Origin of the sequence: Treponema sp. OMZ 857 (assembly GCF_024181085.1) — a bacterium.
Lineage (GTDB): Bacteria > Spirochaetota > Spirochaetia > Treponematales > Treponemataceae > Treponema.
Genome location: NZ_CP051147.1, coordinates 282,598 through 299,596, shown reverse-complemented (window position 1 = coordinate 299,596; position 16,999 = coordinate 282,598). Strand labels below are relative to the sequence as shown.

General features: G+C 44.5%; 15 protein-coding genes. 3 read left to right on the top strand and 12 right to left on the bottom strand.

What is annotated here, in order from left to right; genetic code table 11:
• Positions 1-64: 64 nt before the first annotated feature.
• The 4 genes from E4N66_RS01215 to E4N66_RS01200 all read right to left on the bottom strand — a co-directional run bounded on the left by E4N66_RS01215 (position 65) and on the right by E4N66_RS01200 (position 5,222).
• Positions 65-2,449 carry an adenylate/guanylate cyclase domain-containing protein gene (locus E4N66_RS01215; protein ID WP_253728658.1) on the bottom strand — a complete coding sequence of 795 codons (2,385 nt, stop codon included), beginning with the start codon at positions 2,447-2,449 and terminating at the stop codon, positions 65-67.
• 118 nt (positions 2,450-2,567) lie between these two features.
• The gene (locus E4N66_RS01210) at positions 2,568-3,974 is read right to left on the bottom strand and encodes a sensor histidine kinase (RefSeq protein WP_253728657.1); all 1,407 of its coding nucleotides are present in this window, start codon (positions 3,972-3,974) and stop codon (positions 2,568-2,570) included.
• The gene (locus E4N66_RS01205) at positions 3,961-4,647 is read right to left on the bottom strand and encodes a response regulator transcription factor (RefSeq protein WP_253728656.1); all 687 of its coding nucleotides are present in this window, start codon (positions 4,645-4,647) and stop codon (positions 3,961-3,963) included. Before E4N66_RS01205 ends, E4N66_RS01210 begins: the two co-directional genes overlap by 14 nt.
• Complete coding sequence (locus E4N66_RS01200; protein ID WP_253728655.1) at positions 4,647-5,222, bottom strand: hypothetical protein; 576 nt, start codon at positions 5,220-5,222, stop codon at positions 4,647-4,649. The genes E4N66_RS01205 and E4N66_RS01200 overlap by 1 nt, the downstream gene beginning before the upstream one ends.
• A 168-nt stretch (positions 5,223-5,390) precedes the next feature.
• Here E4N66_RS01200 and E4N66_RS01195 point away from each other — a divergent pair, with 168 nt between their 5' ends.
• Positions 5,391-5,984: a hypothetical protein gene (locus E4N66_RS01195; protein ID WP_253728654.1), complete on the top strand. Its 594-nt coding sequence runs from the start codon at positions 5,391-5,393 to the stop codon at positions 5,982-5,984.
• 161 nt (positions 5,985-6,145) lie between these two features.
• Here the strand turns inward: E4N66_RS01195 and recJ are convergent, their stop codons facing one another.
• The 5 genes from recJ to E4N66_RS01170 all read right to left on the bottom strand — a co-directional run bounded on the left by recJ (position 6,146) and on the right by E4N66_RS01170 (position 11,726).
• A complete protein-coding gene (gene recJ, locus E4N66_RS01190; protein WP_253728653.1) occupies positions 6,146-8,278 on the bottom strand; it encodes a single-stranded-DNA-specific exonuclease RecJ in 2,133 nt (710 codons plus the stop codon).
• A 21-nt stretch (positions 8,279-8,299) separates the two neighbouring features.
• On the bottom strand, positions 8,300-9,631 hold the full coding sequence (locus E4N66_RS01185) for a thymidine phosphorylase (protein ID WP_253728652.1): 1,332 nt from the start codon (positions 9,629-9,631) through the stop codon (positions 8,300-8,302).
• A gap of 15 nt (positions 9,632-9,646) precedes the next feature.
• Positions 9,647-10,456, bottom strand: coding sequence for a bifunctional hydroxymethylpyrimidine kinase/phosphomethylpyrimidine kinase (gene thiD / locus E4N66_RS01180; protein WP_253728651.1), 810 nt, complete (start codon positions 10,454-10,456; stop codon positions 9,647-9,649).
• 174 nt (positions 10,457-10,630) lie between these two features.
• Entirely contained in the window at positions 10,631-11,155 is a 525-nt protein-coding gene (locus tag E4N66_RS01175) for an ISAs1 family transposase (protein ID WP_256478300.1), read from the bottom strand.
• A gap of 10 nt (positions 11,156-11,165) precedes the next feature.
• Positions 11,166-11,726: an ISAs1 family transposase gene (locus E4N66_RS01170; RefSeq protein ID WP_253728649.1), complete on the bottom strand. Its 561-nt coding sequence runs from the start codon at positions 11,724-11,726 to the stop codon at positions 11,166-11,168.
• A 157-nt stretch (positions 11,727-11,883) separates the two neighbouring features.
• Between E4N66_RS01170 and E4N66_RS01165 the strand changes: the two genes are divergently transcribed.
• Positions 11,884-13,374 (top strand): hypothetical protein, encoded by a 1,491-nt coding sequence (locus tag E4N66_RS01165; RefSeq protein ID WP_253728648.1) that lies wholly within the window; start codon positions 11,884-11,886, stop codon positions 13,372-13,374.
• 70 nt (positions 13,375-13,444) lie between these two features.
• Positions 13,445-13,969 carry a DUF1697 domain-containing protein gene (locus E4N66_RS01160; RefSeq protein WP_253728647.1) on the top strand — a complete coding sequence of 175 codons (525 nt, stop codon included), beginning with the start codon at positions 13,445-13,447 and terminating at the stop codon, positions 13,967-13,969.
• A gap of 554 nt (positions 13,970-14,523) precedes the next feature.
• On the opposite strand, the gene E4N66_RS01155 is transcribed toward E4N66_RS01160, so the two are convergent.
• Genes E4N66_RS01155 through E4N66_RS01145 form a run of 3 tightly spaced genes read right to left on the bottom strand, consistent with a single transcriptional unit; the run spans position 14,524 to position 16,888 of the window.
• Positions 14,524-15,231: a tRNA 2-thiocytidine biosynthesis TtcA family protein gene (locus E4N66_RS01155; protein WP_253728646.1), complete on the bottom strand. Its 708-nt coding sequence runs from the start codon at positions 15,229-15,231 to the stop codon at positions 14,524-14,526.
• Positions 15,232-15,291: 60 nt separating this feature from the next.
• Positions 15,292-15,939, bottom strand: a complete 648-nt coding sequence (locus tag E4N66_RS01150; protein WP_044014732.1) for a helix-turn-helix transcriptional regulator — start codon at positions 15,937-15,939, stop codon at positions 15,292-15,294.
• Positions 15,940-15,964: 25 nt separating this feature from the next.
• Positions 15,965-16,888 carry a tetratricopeptide repeat protein gene (locus E4N66_RS01145; RefSeq protein WP_253728645.1) on the bottom strand — a complete coding sequence of 308 codons (924 nt, stop codon included), beginning with the start codon at positions 16,886-16,888 and terminating at the stop codon, positions 15,965-15,967.
• Positions 16,889-16,999 lie beyond the last annotated feature (111 nt).

Sequence of the window (16,999 nt, the reverse complement as noted above, 5' to 3'; positions counted from 1 at the left end):
GGAAAAGGCCGATTAACCATCCGGTTGATCGGCCTTTTTTATGTGCAATAGTTGTTTTAGTTGGTTATTTCATACGCATAGCAAAGACGCCTTTCCAGTCGGCGGGAGGCGGAGAATTACGATAGTGGGCAATTCTGTCTAAGAATACTTTTGCCGGTTGATCGTTGTATTTTTCTACACATTCCAAAAAATATTTTTCGGCAGTCTTCCATTTTCGTTGTCGATAATATCCGAGTCCTGTTTCAAAAACTTCTTTTAAATCATAAAGCTTATCACTGCTGATCTTTTGAGCATCTTGTAACACTTCAAAGATTCGCACCACTTCAGTTCTGCCTTTTACCGTTATATAATCAAGTTCTCGGCAAATGAAAGAATCGTTGAGACTCTTGTAAACAGCTTCCGAAATAATGGTCTTTGAACCGTATTCTTTATTTGCACTTTCAAGCCGTGCCGCCAAATTTACCGTATCGCCGATGGACGTAAAATCTTTTCTTGTTTCCGAACCGACAGGACCGAACGTAACATAGCCGGTATTGATACCGATGCCGAGCGAGATAGTTTCCTTACCTACCTTCATAGCGGCCTGTTGTTCACGGTAGAGTGCCTCCCGTATTTCCATTGCAGCCTTACAAGCATTTATCTCTTTATTGGGTCCGGAAAAAAACGCCATGATTTCGTCGCCGACATATTTATCAACATCACCGCCATGATCAAAGATAATCTTAGTTTCGATGTTCAGATATCGATTTAAAATCATAATGACTTCCCGCGCAGGAAGTTTTTCGCACATCTTTGTAAACCCTCTGATATCGGTAAAAAGAAAACAAAGATTCCGTGTAATTCCCTTGGGGCCGATATCCTTTTCTGCATTCTGAAGAGTATGAAAAGAAATATAGGGCAGTATTCTACGCACGAGCGTAATAATATTTTTTATTTCGTGTGAGAGCGTCTTTATTTCGTCCCGTGTTTTTAGATTATCTTCAAAGACCAGTCTGTTCGCTTCAACCTTGGCGTTACCTGAAAGTATTCCGCTTAAAATATTGGTTGTCTTTCTAATATTTACACAAAGCTGAATAATAGGAGCGGCGATAAAATCAGCAAGAAACAATGTGATAATGATGACAGCATACAAAAAGACTGCTGCAAGTGCAAAGATAAATACTTTTGCTTGGAAATACGGACGGTTAAGTATTTCTTTCATGTATGTTACAACGGAAAATCCGACAAGCCTTTGCCCGTCTTTCCGTGAAAAAGTTATAGGATATATATAAATACAGGTTCCCTTTTCCGGTTTATAAATAGGTTGATTCCGGGTACTTGCATTTTGAAAATGCTTTATATAGAAAGCAGCCTCTTTCGCAGTAATGCGTTTTTCTTCTGCCGGTATATCGCGTACTGATCCGGACTCTGTCGTATAAGAGAATACGTTGAAGTCCGGAAGCTCCGTAGTGCTATCGATTTTATCAAGAAAAATAGGAGCGGTACTGTCAGTCGTAATAATATCTACGCGGCGGTGCGGAAAAGGTGAAGAGGCGTTTGTCTTTTTTATACCTTCGAGAAAGGCGCTTATTTTGGCATGAAGTCCATCCGAAAAATCATAAATTGCCGCAACCTGCTCGGCTTGATTCTTACCCGTCGTATTGACATTCTGGGTTAAAAGCAATTTGTAGTTCTTTAAATCCGTATAAATAAAGGCAGAAATAATAACAATAATTGCGATAAGAATTACAGCGGCTATTTTATTTTTTAGATGTGTTTTCTTTTCAGGATCATTTACCGCAGCAATGAGTTCTTTAATTCGAGTTTTTATATTAATCTTTTTTTTATCTTCCGGTTCTGCAACTTCTGTTGTATCTTTCTTTTTGTATCCCTGCTGTTTCTCCGATTTATCCGATTTCTCAGCTTTTTCATCTTCCAAAATAAGTTGCTTGTATTCAGAGAACGCTTCATTCTTTGCTTTTATTAAAGCAATACCGCGGCTGATTAAAAAGATATGAAAGATAAGTGCAGTAAAAAAAGCAGCATACACTAAAATACTTAAAGATTTAAACCAACGTATGGTGTTGGCAAATACTGTCATTCCCGAAAGGGTAGGTGCAAGATACAATGTTACCGCAACAAAGGCAGAGATAATAACAATGTTTTGTGTGATTTTTTTATAAAAGATCGAAGCTAAAATAATGAGAAAAGCTACAGGCAATAAAAAAAAGAAAGAACAGCTGATATAAAAAAAATAGAACTCTTTTTGTACCAAACCGGAAAACAGAACCGTAAAGGGATACAAGAGCTGCGGAGTCTGCTCATAATTGAGCAAATTCATTTTATCCATACCGAAAGGCATAACCATCAATGCAGCCAAAATAGCAAGGGAGACAATTTGCAGCATATAAGGAGACTTTAGCGTCTGTGTCGGCGGTGTTTCTAACTTTTTATCTTCATTCTCACTCATCGCAGAATCCTATATTTTTAGAATATTATAACCCGAAAGGATATCTTTCAACAGCCTGTCGATATGTTAATTATCGCTTATAGTGTATATTCTCGGCATCTTTTGTCAAGGGAAAACTTCAGGGTAAGCGGAGCATAATGCACGCACCTTTCCCGTTGTTATTTTCGGCACGAATTGAACCGCCGAGCGCCTGCATTATGCTTGCCCCTATCGACAAGCCGAGCCCCGCACCGCCTGCACCTCTCGTATGCGCGGCATCTCCGCGATAAAAGCGCTCAAATATATGCGGTAGTATATCTTGCGCAATTCCCGGGCCGTTATCCGAAATCGAGATAATACACGCACTTTCCGATAAAGGCGCATCAGGAAGGCGCTCCGCTTCTAAAAGAGGCCGTATCGAAAGCTCAATATGTACATATTCTCCGGCAAATTTTACGCTATTGGAAATTATGATAGTGCATACTTGATGGAGCAGCGCTTCATCCGTATACAGGTTTGGCACCCCAATACTTTCGGTAAAGCTCACATTCGGCGCATAGCTTTGTGTGCTGTCGATAAGCCGCGTAAAAAATTCGGCAACGGGAACAGGCGTTTTATGAATCCGTATATGCCCGTTTTCAAGCCGGGTCATTTGCAGCAAATTTTCGATAATTGCTTCCATTGAATGCGCTTCGCGGATCAGTGCAGAAAGCGATTTTTCCAAGCGGTCGGGATCGTGCTTTCCCCAACGGCGCAGCAGGTTCGCATGGCCGAGAATCACCGCAAGCGGTGTTTTTAACTCGTGAGATACATCAGCTGTAAACCGGCGTTCCCGTTCAAAATCGGTTTGCAGGCGGGAAAGCAAATCGTTCAATGTTTTTGCAAGGACATCAAAGTCGTCGTCCCTATCCGTAACGGGAAGCCGGTCGGTTAAATTGGATCCGCTGATGTTCTTTGCCGCATCGGTCATAGCGCGGACGCTTCGCATTGTACGTTTTGTCATAAAAAACACCGCGATGTACGAAAGCAGCAGCAACGGGACGGTAACGACAGCAAGGATGCTCGGTACACCGGAGATAATGGACTCCGCCGTGTCGGAATCCATATTCAGCGCCGTCTGTATAACGTAATCGCCCCCCGCATGAACGGGTACTGCATAGTAGAGAATATTTAAATCGCCGTCGATAAAATATTGTTTTGCCGTATACCGTTCTGCACGGCGGGGTGTTACCGGCAGTATCGGTAAAAAGGGATCGTTCGTTGCGATCACTTCCTGCGTGCCGCTCTGATACACGGAAAACGTAATATAATACGGAAGATCCGCATCGATTTCTTGTACGCGACCGTCCTTCAGTGCTTCGGCAATAGTCCGAGCGACGGAAATGAGTTCGCGGTTTTGCTGCTGCCTAACGCCGGAACGAAGCAGCACGATAATACCGGTGGAAAAAAGGGCAATCATCACGGCAAACAAAAGAGAGAAGCGAAGTGAAAGCTGCCGTACCGTCGATATGCGGAGCTGCCGTACCGGTAAATCAGATGCTTTCATTGCAGATATCCCGCATAACATAGCCGACGCCGCGTACCGTAGAGATGTACTCCTCACCGGTTTTGTCGTCGATTTTTGCACGCAAATACCGCACATACACATCGACCGAATTTTCATCGATGTAATGATCTGCACCCCATACCGTATTGATGATGGTATCGCGGCTTAAAACGGTGTTCTTGTGTTCGAGCAATGTCTTCAACAAAAGGTATTCAGTTTTCGACAACATAACCCGTTCTTTGTTTACCGTTACTTCCATACTGTTCGGGTTAAGTTCGATACCTCGTAGTTTTAACGGCGTTACTCCCTGTGCATTATTCCGGCGCATCACCGCCCTCATCCGTGCAAGCAGCTCTTCAATCTCAAACGGTTTTGCAAGATAGTCATCCGCACCGGAATCAAGACCGCTCACCTTATCGAATGTATCCCCCCGTGCGGTGAGCATAATAACCGGCGTATTCGACGTTTTTCTGATTCGCCGCAACACTTCAAGTCCGTTCAACTGCGGAAGCATGATGTCGAGCAGCATAAGATCCGGCGTATTCTTTTCAAAAATATCCAAAGCGGTTCTGCCGTCTGCGGCATAGAGAATATCATATCCTTCATGCTCAAGTTCAAGCTGTAAGAATTCCGCAATACCCGAATCATCTTCAACGATTAATACCCGTGCCATCAATCTTTTTCCTCAAAGCGAACATATTCATAATGGTGATGATTATGCATTTCTTCGTGCATTTCCTTAGGGGGTTTCTGCGGCGGAATATTCAAAAATGTAAATTTATATTCTTTGTCGCATTCCATATCATCAAAGTGTGAAAGATAGAGCGGAATATGATTAAAACTTTTCGCTTCCGGTAAATCAAGATGAAACGGACGATTTGGCGTATCTTTTCCCGCAGATAAAAAAGAGTCCCGAATCAATATTTTTATTTTATCACCTGCTTTGTTAAAAGCAATCAACGCATTGGCAGGTAAAAACTGACCGTTTATGCTGATATTCTTTTTTTGCAGTGTACGCGGATCGGCAGGCATATTGAATTTAATCTCTATTTCGATAATGCCGGCCTGCTCGATTTCGGTTTCTATTTTTGTAACATAAAAAAGACCGTCGGCATTTGCCATCCGCATACCGCGGTACGAAAATGTATGTTTAGCGTCCTTCGGTTTGTCCGCAAAAAGTGCACTGTGCATAATCAAAAAGATAAATACCGATATGATAGAGACACTCACTGTCTTATGGGTAATCATGACCGTATCATACCCTATTCTTTCCGTTTTGTGTCAAAATTCCCGATTAAAATATTTTAATCTTTTTCCAATGCAGGCTTCATGATAGGGCTAGTACAATACGGTATAGTCGTGCACAGACGGTGTGAAAACTTAAACAACCGTACTTTATTTTTTAGGAGTATACGAATGAACAAACAAATGGTAAAAAAGGCTGCGGCATTCGGTATCGTTGCGGTATTATCGGTAGGAGCCGTGTTTGCAAAACCGCACCAATCGAATTCAAAAGATTGGAAACATCATAATGATGCCGGAGCCGCGGAACGTCTGATGCCGCATAACGGTAAAGGCGGCGAGTTTAACGAACGCCAAATGCAACCTGACGGCAAAGGCGGAGAGTTCAACCGGCGCCCGATGATGAATGATGCTGCCACACCGACGGGAAATTCGATTATGGGTAAATGGATTGCCCGCGATGAAAATAAAGCGGTGAAGGTTGAGTTTGACCGCGACGGCAGTATGGAAATCGAATGGCTGCAAGGCTTTACTTCATCGACGGAGTGGGAAGGGTTCTGGACATCTACGGATACCGAAGTCACCTTTACCGTAAGAAGTAAAGAAACCGAAACATGGACAAACGGCTCTAAAAAGGAAACCCGCGAAAGCATGAATGCAGTGTGGAAGCTCCAGTACACCCGCAATGACGATAATATGCTCACACTGCGCGGCAGCGACTTACCCAAAGAGCTGGCAAACCTTACCTTGTCTCGGCAGGGGCGCTAACACCAACGAAGCGCAGGGCAAGCGCATCAGATGCTTGTTTAATATTCCCGCAGAAAAAGTGGAGCCGTTCAACCAGAATTGAACCTCTACGCTTGCCCTGCCGCTGTAAAAAAATTTACACAAAATTTTATTTAAAATTTTGTGTATAAGAGAGACACTGCTTAAATACCCGTGCCCGTCTTCCGCATATCCTGAATAACCATTTGAGGTACCGTATTGCCGTTAAAGGTATTCCGGGTCAGCGTGAATACGGCATCGATACTGTCGCCGATCTTAAATTCAACATTCAATTTATCCGCTGCCTGCCAATACACCGCTGTCCATTTATATGTTCCGCAGTCGAACGTAAGACGCAAATGCTGCGGCTGGGTTTTACCCATAATTGAGGCGGCAGCTATTTTTATTCCTTTAGCGGCAAATTGCAGCGCCGGGAACCCTTCGCCGTAGGGCTCAAAGGTGTCATGCACGGTTAAAAGTTCGGGCGTTAAATAGTCATGCGGGAGTTCCGCATCGATGGAAAGCGGAGGGTTTTCTGAGTTTTCGTCAAATTCGATAGCCGCGGTAAATTCCTGAACTTTTTTTAAAAACGGCGCAAGTTTTTCTTGCATTAAGCTGAATCCTGCCGCAAATGCGTGTCCGCCATAGTCGAGGAAAAAATCGGAATATGCTTCCGGCAAAGAAAGCACCCGATAGCCGCGGGCGGAACGAAGCGAACCGACTGCGGTTCCGTCTTCCATAAGACAGATAACCATACTCGGCACGTTAAACTTATCTGCAAGCCGGTTTGAAAGGATACCGGTAATGCCGCGGTGGATTTTATTGCTTACAACAACGGTGAGTTTTTCGCGGTATTTTGCAAGACTTTCCCGCGCAATCGGTTCGGCAATTGCCCAGCCGGCCTTTCCGAGTTCTTTCCGCTCCTCGTTCATTGCAATAACCGCATCTGCAAGTTCATTGCGTACCGCTGCGTTTTGCTCAAGGAAGAGCCGGATCGCCGTTTCCGGTTTACCCATCCGTCCTGTTGCATTGATAACGGGCGTAATATTCCACGCAATATCGTTGGTGCCGATATGCTTACCGATAAGCCCCTGTTTTATCATCAACTCGGAAAGACCGGCACGAGGCGCGGCATTGATGGCTGCTAAGCCTTGCTTTACCAATATCCGGTTTTCTCCGGTCAGCTGCATCAAGTCTGCAAGCAGCGAAAGCGCGACAAGTTGTAATTCACGCTTTTCTTTTTCACCGTATATGTTATGCGCTTGTTGAACAAGCGTAATAAAGATATTGAAAAAGCCGTCGAGTTCGGACATCGGCGTGTCGTTGTACTTGCCAATCCGCGATAAATTCTTTAACCGCAAAAGGCTCATCTCGGCAAGCTGAGGCGCAATCTTTGCGCATTCGAGTCTAAAATCACTCACATGAAATTCAACCGACTTACCGAACACTTTTTCCAGCTGCTTGAGCTGCAACTCCTTATCCCAGACAAAAATCTGCTGTCCCTGCAAAAACCTGCCAAGCCGAGTATCTGAAAACGGAACCATACCGGGGATAATCGTTTCGGTGATTCGAGCTGTTTCAACTAAATTGACGGTATGGATCGCTTCCACTGCGAATGCATCGTTGACGGGGCGGACATTCAATAGGCAAATCTGCTGTTTATAAATATCGAGAAGTCCGAAGCGCAGGGCGGTAACCACCTTCCATGCCGTAGCGCATCCGGAAAGATGTTCGTTAGGATAGCCTGAGTCCGGCACCTTACAGTTAATGATGACTGCGGCATCGGGAAGCGTATCCTGCGGGGTGTGATGATCGATAACGATAACATCGATTCCTTTTTCCGCAGCGTAGGCGACTTCTTGAATATTGGAAATACCGCAGTCTACGGTAATGATGAGGGTACCGCCGTCGGCTTCATGCGCATCAACCGCTTGGCAGGAGAGTCCATACGGTTCGTCGCCGGTTGGGATACGCCATGTTGTCGGGATGCCTAAATCGGTCAGCGCTTCGTAAAGCACGGTAACAGCAGTGATCCCGTCCACATCGCGGTCTCCGAAAATGAGCACCCGCTCCCCTTCTTCCTTTGCATCGAGGATCCGGTCAACGGCATCCTCCATATTTACAAAAAGGAAGGGATTGTGCACATAGCGCAGATCGTTTTCAAGGTGAAAAAACGCCTCGCTCCCTTCGGCAATACCACGCCGCAGCAAAATCGATGCAACAAGCGGAGTGCAGCCATATTGCTGCGCCATGGAGCGGACAACACTCGGGTCTATATCTTTTTTTTCCCAATTCACTGTATGGTACCGGAAGCGCGGCTATAAGTCGGCCGCAGAAATTTCTTTAAATACCAGCGGACGCGTTTGCGGCTTCTCCGCTGCATACCGTATCGCTGTTTTGATCATATCGGAAGCAGCCGGAAGGCACTCCGCATCCTTGCCGTACACGTCCATGATAAGGTCGCCTTTTTTTACGGCATCGCCTGCGTGCTTATGCAAAATCATACCGGCATCGGGACACACCGCATCGGTGGTTTTATTGCGGCCGACCCCAAGATTAACTCCGGCAATACCGATTTTAAACGCATCGATATTCGCGATAAAGCCGTCTTGTTCCGCTTTAATGTGGCAGGTGTGCGGGCTGCGGCGCTTTCCGCATTCGGCAACGAACTGCTGCGCATTGCCGCCTTGCAGCGTAATATTTTCTAAAAACAGCTCAAGCGCTTTGCCACTGCGAAGCGCCTCTTGCGCTTTTTGAATTCCTTCTTCTTTTGATGCAGCTTTGTGACCAAGCACGAGCATCCAACCTGCAAGCTGTAAAGTTAAGTCGGTTACATCCTGCGGCCCTGTACCTTTCAGAACATTGTAGGTTTCTTCCATTTCCAAGAAGTTACCGACTGCATTTCCTAAGGGCTCATACATATTGGTTATCATCGCGATAACTTTTTTACCCATCGCGGTGCCGGTACCGACAAGGCTCTTTGCGAGCGCTTCGGCTTCGGGCAGTGTTTTCATAAAGGCGCCGCTTCCGCATTTTACATCGAACACCAGCGCTTCGGCGCCTTCGGCAACTTTCTTGGAGAGAATACTCGCCGTAATGAGCGGCACCGATTCAACGGTTGCAGTCACATCGCGCAGGGCGTAAATCAGCCGGTCGGCAGGGACGATTTCTTTTGTCTGCCCCGTCATTGCAAAGCCGGTTTTTTTAAGATAATTACGGAATTGTTCAACGGAAAGGCTGGTCTTATATCCGGTAATCGATTCAAGTTTATCGAGCGTCCCGCCGGTGTGTCCAAGTGCACGGCCGCTCATCATCGGAACCTTCACTCCGCAGGCCGCTACAATAGGTGCAAGCGGCAAAGAAAGCTTATCCCCGACGCCGCCGGTGGAGTGTTTATCGACAAAGGGGCCTTCAATCCCCGATAAATCCATGACTGCTCCGGAATGCAGCATGACGTCGGTAAGAACGGCAGTTTCATCAAACGTCATACCGTTAAAATAAATCGCCATCAGCCATGCGGACATTTGATAGTCAGGAATCTCTCCGGCTACATATCCGTTCACTAAAAAGGCAATTTCTTCCCGAGAGAGTGTTCCTGCGCCGGTTTCTCTAAACCCGCGCTTTTTCATAATGATATCAACTGCACGCATATTTTTCTTCCTCTTTTAATTGAAAGCCTTGCGCCACGCGGCGGGATTGCCCGGGCCAACCCATTTATTGAGGGCAAAACCGTTCCGTAGACTTAACGTGATAAATTTCTTTGCGCGGAGGGCTGCTTCATACGGTTCAAGCCCGAAACCCAAGCCCGCAGTAATTGCAGCAGCAACGGTACACCCGCAACCGTGAGTCCATTCGGTTTTAATCAGCTCAGCTTCAAGATATCGGAAATCATTGCCATCATAGAAAACATCAATAGAAGTTTCCGCCTCTTTTAACTTGGAACCGCCCTTAATGAATACATGCGGGGCGCCCATATCATAAATCCGTTTTGCGGCATCTTTCATTTCTTCCAATGTCGAAGGGGTATCGACATGGGCAATCTGGCCGGCTTCAAACACATTCGGCGTAATAATCTTTGCAAGCGGCAACAGTTTTTTTATCAACAGCTCATTGATTTCCGGATTAAGCGGTAAATTTCCGCCTTTACAAATCATTACCGGATCAAGAACATAGTTTTCTACCTTATATTTACCGAGATACTCGGCAGCAAGTTCGATTGCGTATGGAGTTGCCAACATTCCCGTTTTTGCCGCATCAACGCCAATACCGTTAAAAATGGTTTCGAGTTGTGACCGCAGTGAATCTTCACCGATCGGGAACACCTCATGGCTCCAATCCTTGTGGGGATTCATGGTAGCAACCAAAGTAATTGCTGCCATACCGTATCCGCCATACTCCTGAAATGTCTTTAAGTCTGCCTCAAGGCCTGCACCTCCTGATGCATCTGAACCGGCAATTGTCGCTAATTTTACCATTTTTATACTCCTCAATTATAAAAATATCTACGGTAGAAAAAATCTGTCGGGAATCTCTAAAGCTCAGTTAGTTTTAAAAAAAATCCTCAATAAGTACTTTCCCGTAAAATTGCAGACAAAACTATATCACATTTACCTGTTAAGTCAAGATCGACGGCGGATCGTTGCAGGGCTTCAGCATGAAAAAAGGATCTGAGCTCTAAAATTATCGTCGTAGATGCAAGCGCGCTTGCCCATACTGAGCGTATCCATTTTAGAAAGCATCTTAATTCTATTGTAGACAATTCTTCTGATAATAGCTAGGTTTTCTGCTGCATTCCGGTCAAGAACAGTACAGGCATCATCAGAAAACAACACATCTAAACACCAATGTAAGTTATTTTCTATCGCCCAATGACTGCGTACTCCCTTTGCAAATTGTTTTACATCTGTAAGACTCGTAATAAAATAGCGAATTTCACGGCATTCTTTCCCCTTCCTCGTTACAATGCTTTCGACCATACCGAATGCAGCAAGGTGCTTCCACTCCTTTTTATCTTCAAACCATTCTATGTTGGTATCAAGGCTATATATTCGCCTTTCTATTCTCCCGTGCCCTTTATCAAAGGTCGTATGGACGATCCGAGTCGATGGTGCAGGACTAAGAAAGAAGTCCTTTACCTCCTGCTCCATAAGCGGATGATTTCCTTTAAGAGCCAGAATATAATCATTATCTTTGCAATCTTTTCACTATTTCTTTCTGACATAGCATTGCATCAGCGGTTATAATGACGCCTTTGATTTTGAGTATCTGTATCAGCCTTTCAGCGATTGGTATTTCGTTCGTCTTTTCGCTGCTGCATTCCATCTGTCCGATAACGACTCCCAATTCATGGCTATAAGCGTGTAACAGATGCAATGGATCTATGCCGACTTCTTTCAACCCGCTTCCTCTTAGACTTTTTCCATCTAAACTGACATAACTGCCTACTGGAATATCGAGTTCTTCTTCTATCCAGCGAATAAATACACTTTGAAACTGTTTTGGATCTAACATTCCTAGTACTCGCCGTACCGTATCATATGAAGGCAGTCCATTCGGCAGTTTAAGACCGATAACATCTCGCAACCATTGTTCTTTTAGCCGCGCAAACTCTCGAATCCCATAGATGCTTCGTTCTCCGGCACTTACTCCACACATTACTACCATCAGTATTTCACTTATCGAATGCTTTACTTTCCAGTCTTGCCGACTGTCTTCTACTTGTTCAAATAATATCCCTTCCACCATAACGTTACTTTACTATACTTTTCTTTCATGCTGAAGCCCTGCGGATCGTTGCAGAATCCCCCTCTGGCATTTTCTTAGGCTTTTCGGTATATTTACCGATACATCACATAGAACTATTTGTTTTCTTACTACGCCTTACCGTTAAGGAGGACCTTGAATGAAAAAATCATTATTATCGTTTATATTATTTTGCTTACTTATAATTGCTGCGGGCTGTAAAACAGCTCCTGCGAATAAAACGCCGGAACCGGCCGAAACCGCCAAAGGAGCGGGAGCTGAGACACAAACAACGCAAACAGCGGGCGAATTGAACACGGCGCAAAAAGCAAAATCTAAGGAAGCTGCACAAACAGCCACCGCAAAAACACCGGAACCGGTTAAAACGCCCGGACAGGCAAATCAGACTGCGACATCAGCGGCAAAGAATACTCAAACAAAGTCCCCCAAACAGGGTACGACGCAGCAGAAAACAGCGAACTCAAATGTGTCCGGTACATCGGCTGCAAAAACTGACACCTCTAAGCAATCGGTAAAGACTGCACCCCAAAAGGCTGCTGCACAAGCGGAAAGCACTTCAAAAAACAAAACCGCTTCTCAAGCAAAAAATGCGCAGACAAAGCCCGCTAAACAAGATCCGAAACAACAAGAAACGGCAAAGTCTAAAGCAACCGCAAAAAATAATAAGCAGTCTGCATCTCCGGAAGCGGCCAAGAAAGAAGCGTCTAAATCGATATCTGCCAAGCAAGACACTGCCGATAAAGCTGCTCCTGCAAAACAGCCGGAAAATAAAAAGACCGAAACTAAAGCAAAAGAATCTGCTGCTCAAACCGCAGCGGCTCAAATTACCGATATTTCATGGATGATTGAGCAGGCTGATGCATCTTTTGTTTCCAAACAGCATAAAGGTAAGGGAAAAATCTTTGTTACCATGCTTGCAAAATACAAAGGCGAACTAACAGCTCAAGATTTCAAAGAAGCTTTCTTTGCATCACCCGCTGATGTGTGGGGGCTTGATGAACAAAGTGCAAAGGGGCTGATGGAGATTAACAAAAAAGAGAAACTCTTGATGCTGAAACATCTGTCTTCAGGTGAAGGCGAAGGAGCAGCTGCTCTTGGAAAGTGGTTTGCATCGGTTACCCTTGCAGGGCAAAAGCCGTTTGAAAAAGAATTGAACGTAACCGGAATTGGCGGTAAAACCGTCACAGAGAATAAGGACGCTAAAGGGACAGCAAAGAAAAAGGTTATCCCGCTTATCGTTCCCACTGCGAAAGCGGAAAATGAGCAACAAGCACTGACAATGCCGGTTATACAATCCGTTTCCCGCGACGCAGATACAATAGAGATTATCTTTTCGGTTAATGATTCACGGGTTAAAAACGCTTATTTCTATTTTGACGTACCGGGAGAAGAATACTATCGCGATTCAGGTTCGATGATCGATGCAACGGGAAAGCCGGTAAACGGATGCCGCTCGTTCTCTACCGATGGAAAAAAATGCCAGTATGTACTCCGCAAAGATGCAACCAATAAAGACTGGTTTGGTAAGGCGACTCAATGCTTCCTCGTTGTTTCCGATGTAAATCGTGTCGCCTCCCCTTGGGAAGAACGCCACCGCACTATCAGCGCCGCATCGCGCATCGCAAAATAGCAATTATGGCGGGGTAATTAGACATTCTTTTGAATACCCCGCCATGCATGGCGGAATTAATACGGAATATATGGATTATATAGCATTGCTCAGAGGTATCAATGTTGGAAGCTCTGTAAAAATTAACATGAAAGAATTGAAAACATTATTTGAGCAATGCGGTTTTTCAAACATTTCAACATATATCAATTCCGGAAACGTTATTTTTCAATCACATGACGCGAAAAATAGTATCACAGAGAATATTGAACAAGCATTGCATATAACGACCGGGAATGAAGTAAAAGTATTAGTAAAAACAAAAAGTGAGATGGTAAAAATAGCAAAGAGCATCCCCTGTGATTGGCAAAATAATGATGCTCAAAAGACTGATGTAGCCTATTTATTTGACTCAATAGATAATGAAAGCATAATAAATGAATTACCAATAAGAAAAGAATATATACAATTAATATATGTTAAGGGTGCGTTAATCTGGAATGTTCAGCGAGAAGATTATAATAAAAGCCATTTAAACAAAATAATATCGAATAAAGTATATAAAGATATGACAATACGAAATGTTAATACGGCTCGATATCTTGCAACGTGCTAATAAAAAGATTACCCAACCACCGCTTCAATCTGACATTGCTTCGCAAGGCAGGCGATACATTGAGTATTTTCAGAAGCGGCATATACTATAAAACCCTTCCGTAAGCCTTTTGAAATAGACTGTTAAGCAGTTGTACATCCGTGTACAACTGCTTAACGACGAGATTTGTGCATAACACAAATCTCGCTCCTGTATAAAACCACTGCCCTCCTTGGCAGTTTTGATACGTTGAATATGTTCAGACGTGGCATATCGTAAAACATACTTTCCGTAAGCCTTTTGAAATAGACGATGCAGATGCTAGGAGCGTACAAAAAACACCCGCAGGCGTACTTGTTGTACGTCGAGGACTGTTTTTTGTTAAGCGACAACGCAGATACCCACATATTTTAAAACAGCCCCTTTGGCAATACCCCTTCCGTAAGCCTTTTGAAATAGACGGTGCAGATACAAGGAATACAGTAAAAAAGTACCGCAGGCGTATCTTTGATACGTTGAGGACACTTTTTTACTGTATGACCCAGTAGATGCACCGTATATTTCAAAAGGTGTTGCTAGGGTAGGTACGCCGTATTTATATTCCTCAACGCATCGAAGAGCTTACGCTTTAACTCATAGTTACCGTCCGTAAGCTTATCCAAGCGGGAACGAGCGGTTTTTCTGCCTGAATTATCCTGATAGCTGCATGTACAGGTAGAAGAAATATAGCCCTGCATTTCTGCATGCCGGACAATCATCGGGATGTCGGCGAGGCAGAGTGGGCGGATAAAGGTCAACGGGAATTTATCGAACTTCAGTACGGGAGGCATTGCCGCAAGCTCTCCCTTTGTCAGCGCATTCATCAGCGCCGTTTCGAGGATGTCATCCAAGTGGTGCCCGAGCGCAATTTTATTAAAGCCGTACTCCTGCGCATATTTGCTCAGTTCCAAGCGGCGCTGGCTGGAGCACCACCAGCAGTTCATCTTCTTGCCGGTTTTAAGCCGCTCCAGTACCGAAATTGTTTTAACGGTTAAATCAATTCCCCAGCTTTTAAACCGCTCCGCCAATTCAGTCGCGAATTCTGAGCCGATATCCGTGGCGATATGGAGTGCAGCGGCTTCAAAAACCGGATGCCGGCGTTGCAGCCGTGCCGCAAAATATTCAGTAAGAGCGGTCGAATCCTTTCCGCCGGATGCTGCAATCAAAATCCGGTCGCCGGCTTCTATCATATTATATTCGGAAACAGCCTTATCGATTGTTCTAAACAGCTTGGGGTTTGCCATAGTGAAGAGCAGTATGAACGGCGGTCTATTACCGTTGCCGGTACAAGGTACGGTGCGGCATTATAGATGCCCGCTCGCGCCGGCATCTATATAGCTGTAGAGCGTATACTTGGAAATACCGAAGTAACTTGAAATCTTATCGCCGGATTTTGTAATTAAAAAAGCGCCGGACTCATTTAAAAACTTAATCGCCGTAATTTTATCTTCTTTATTCATCAATGCAACCGGCTTACCCACAATATGAACGGATTGTTCGATAAGCTCGTCCAACAGATCGTTGACATTCTGCAGAATATTCTCAGGTTCATTTTTAACACTGATCGGCGAAATAAGCTGCCGCAATACATTTTCCGCCATCTGCATCGGTGTAATATCAAGATTAATCGAAAGCACCGCCTCGATTGCATCATCTTCATTCCTGATAAACATACTGCTCGATTTAAGAATGCGTCCGTCCTTCGTTTTTGTCAGATAACTGAGTTTGTCTTCCAACGTTTTACGATCGCTATTGAGCGCCTCAAGCACTACATGAGACGGCCCGTCACCGATTTTCCGCATCGTAACAGTACCGTTTTCTATAATGACGATTGAGCTGTTGGTATAGCCGGCGGTAAGGTCGTGCACAAGTACTTCACAATTATTACCGAAATGGACAGCAATACCGTGTGCAATTTGCTGCAGCAGCGCAAGGGTGTGTTTGGACATCATATTATGTAATTCCTTTTTTCTCTCATTATTTTTTTAACTGAACATCGTTTCGCAGCTTATGTATTGCCTGATTAAGTTGCGGAACCGCGGGATTTTGAGGATCCGCTTCAATCGCCTTTTGTAAATATCCAACGATGATTTCCGTATCGGCGCTTCCCGCCATGAGATGAGAATAAGCCGTTAAATACCATGCAAGCTGTAATTCGGCAGGAGAAAGATCGCCCGTTTCTGCGGCAGTTTTATATTCATCGCCTGCTTTAAGATAATTTCCCTGTTGTGCAAAGCTCTTTGCCCGTATGTCGGCGCTCATCAATACGTATTTGCCTTTGAGTCCCGATTGATTATGGGGATCGAGCGCGGGTACTTGCATCCGTAACGAATCATAGCGGTGAGCTTCAGCATTACCAACCGTATTTAAAAAGTCATCGATTGCCTGCGCTTTTTCCGCTCCTTTTGTACTGCCGATACGCTTTCGTGCTTCAACTACATTTGTCCGCTGTGCTGTCAGCCCTTTAATCTTTTCTATCAGCTGCACACCGCTCTTTATATCCGATTCTATAACGGCAGAGGCATACGTATCCTGTTCGGCTGTTTGCAGTATAATAAAAGGGACATCAGGTACTGCATATTCGGAAAACAACAGATAGTTCTTTTGTGCAGCCGCTCGTTCACCCTCCGAAGGATTGCGTAATAAGTCGATAAAACGGGCGGCATAGTTCGCTGCCAATTCAGTTTTACACGATTCGGTAAGGATGTTTTTTGAAAATTCTTCCGCTTCCTGTGACCAATCCGAGCCGGTAAAGATAAGCAGTATATCTCTGCTGCCCTTGTCGTATTTTTGAACATTTGACTCATCACGTTTTGCCGAAGAAGTAGAAACACAGCTGCTCATCATAAAGACAAAACAAAAGCCGATACATAATAATCCATATCGATATAATTTTTGCATAGAACGATTATAGCACTAAATCCACAAATCGCAAAGAGATTTTTTTAGGCGGCACCAGTGGTCTGCGTCGGGGTTGTTGATTTTACTGTCAAAATCGGTACAATCGGCATA

Bases quoted from the DNA above. Each gene is read 5' to 3' on its own strand.
- E4N66_RS01215 (WP_253728658.1), bottom strand. From the start codon at position 2,449: ATGAGTGAGAATGAAGATAAAAAGTTAGAAACACCGCCGACACAGACG.
- E4N66_RS01210 (WP_253728657.1), bottom strand. From the start codon at position 3,974: ATGAAAGCATCTGATTTACCGGTACGGCAGCTCCGCATATCGACGGTA.
- E4N66_RS01205 (WP_253728656.1), bottom strand. From the start codon at position 4,647: ATGGCACGGGTATTAATCGTTGAAGATGATTCGGGTATTGCGGAATTC.
- E4N66_RS01200 (WP_253728655.1), bottom strand. From the start codon at position 5,222: ATGATTACCCATAAGACAGTGAGTGTCTCTATCATATCGGTATTTATC.
- E4N66_RS01195 (WP_253728654.1), top strand. From the start codon at position 5,391: ATGAACAAACAAATGGTAAAAAAGGCTGCGGCATTCGGTATCGTTGCG.
- E4N66_RS01185 (WP_253728652.1), bottom strand. From the start codon at position 9,631: ATGCGTGCAGTTGATATCATTATGAAAAAGCGCGGGTTTAGAGAAACC.
- thiD (WP_253728651.1), bottom strand. From the start codon at position 10,456: ATGGTAAAATTAGCGACAATTGCCGGTTCAGATGCATCAGGAGGTGCA.
- E4N66_RS01170 (WP_253728649.1), bottom strand. From the start codon at position 11,726: ATGGTGGAAGGGATATTATTTGAACAAGTAGAAGACAGTCGGCAAGAC.
- E4N66_RS01165 (WP_253728648.1), top strand. From the start codon at position 11,884: ATGAAAAAATCATTATTATCGTTTATATTATTTTGCTTACTTATAATT.
- E4N66_RS01160 (WP_253728647.1), top strand. From the start codon at position 13,445: ATGGATTATATAGCATTGCTCAGAGGTATCAATGTTGGAAGCTCTGTA.
- E4N66_RS01155 (WP_253728646.1), bottom strand. From the start codon at position 15,231: ATGGCAAACCCCAAGCTGTTTAGAACAATCGATAAGGCTGTTTCCGAA.
- E4N66_RS01150 (WP_044014732.1), bottom strand. From the start codon at position 15,939: ATGATGTCCAAACACACCCTTGCGCTGCTGCAGCAAATTGCACACGGT.
- E4N66_RS01145 (WP_253728645.1), bottom strand. From the start codon at position 16,888: ATGCAAAAATTATATCGATATGGATTATTATGTATCGGCTTTTGTTTT.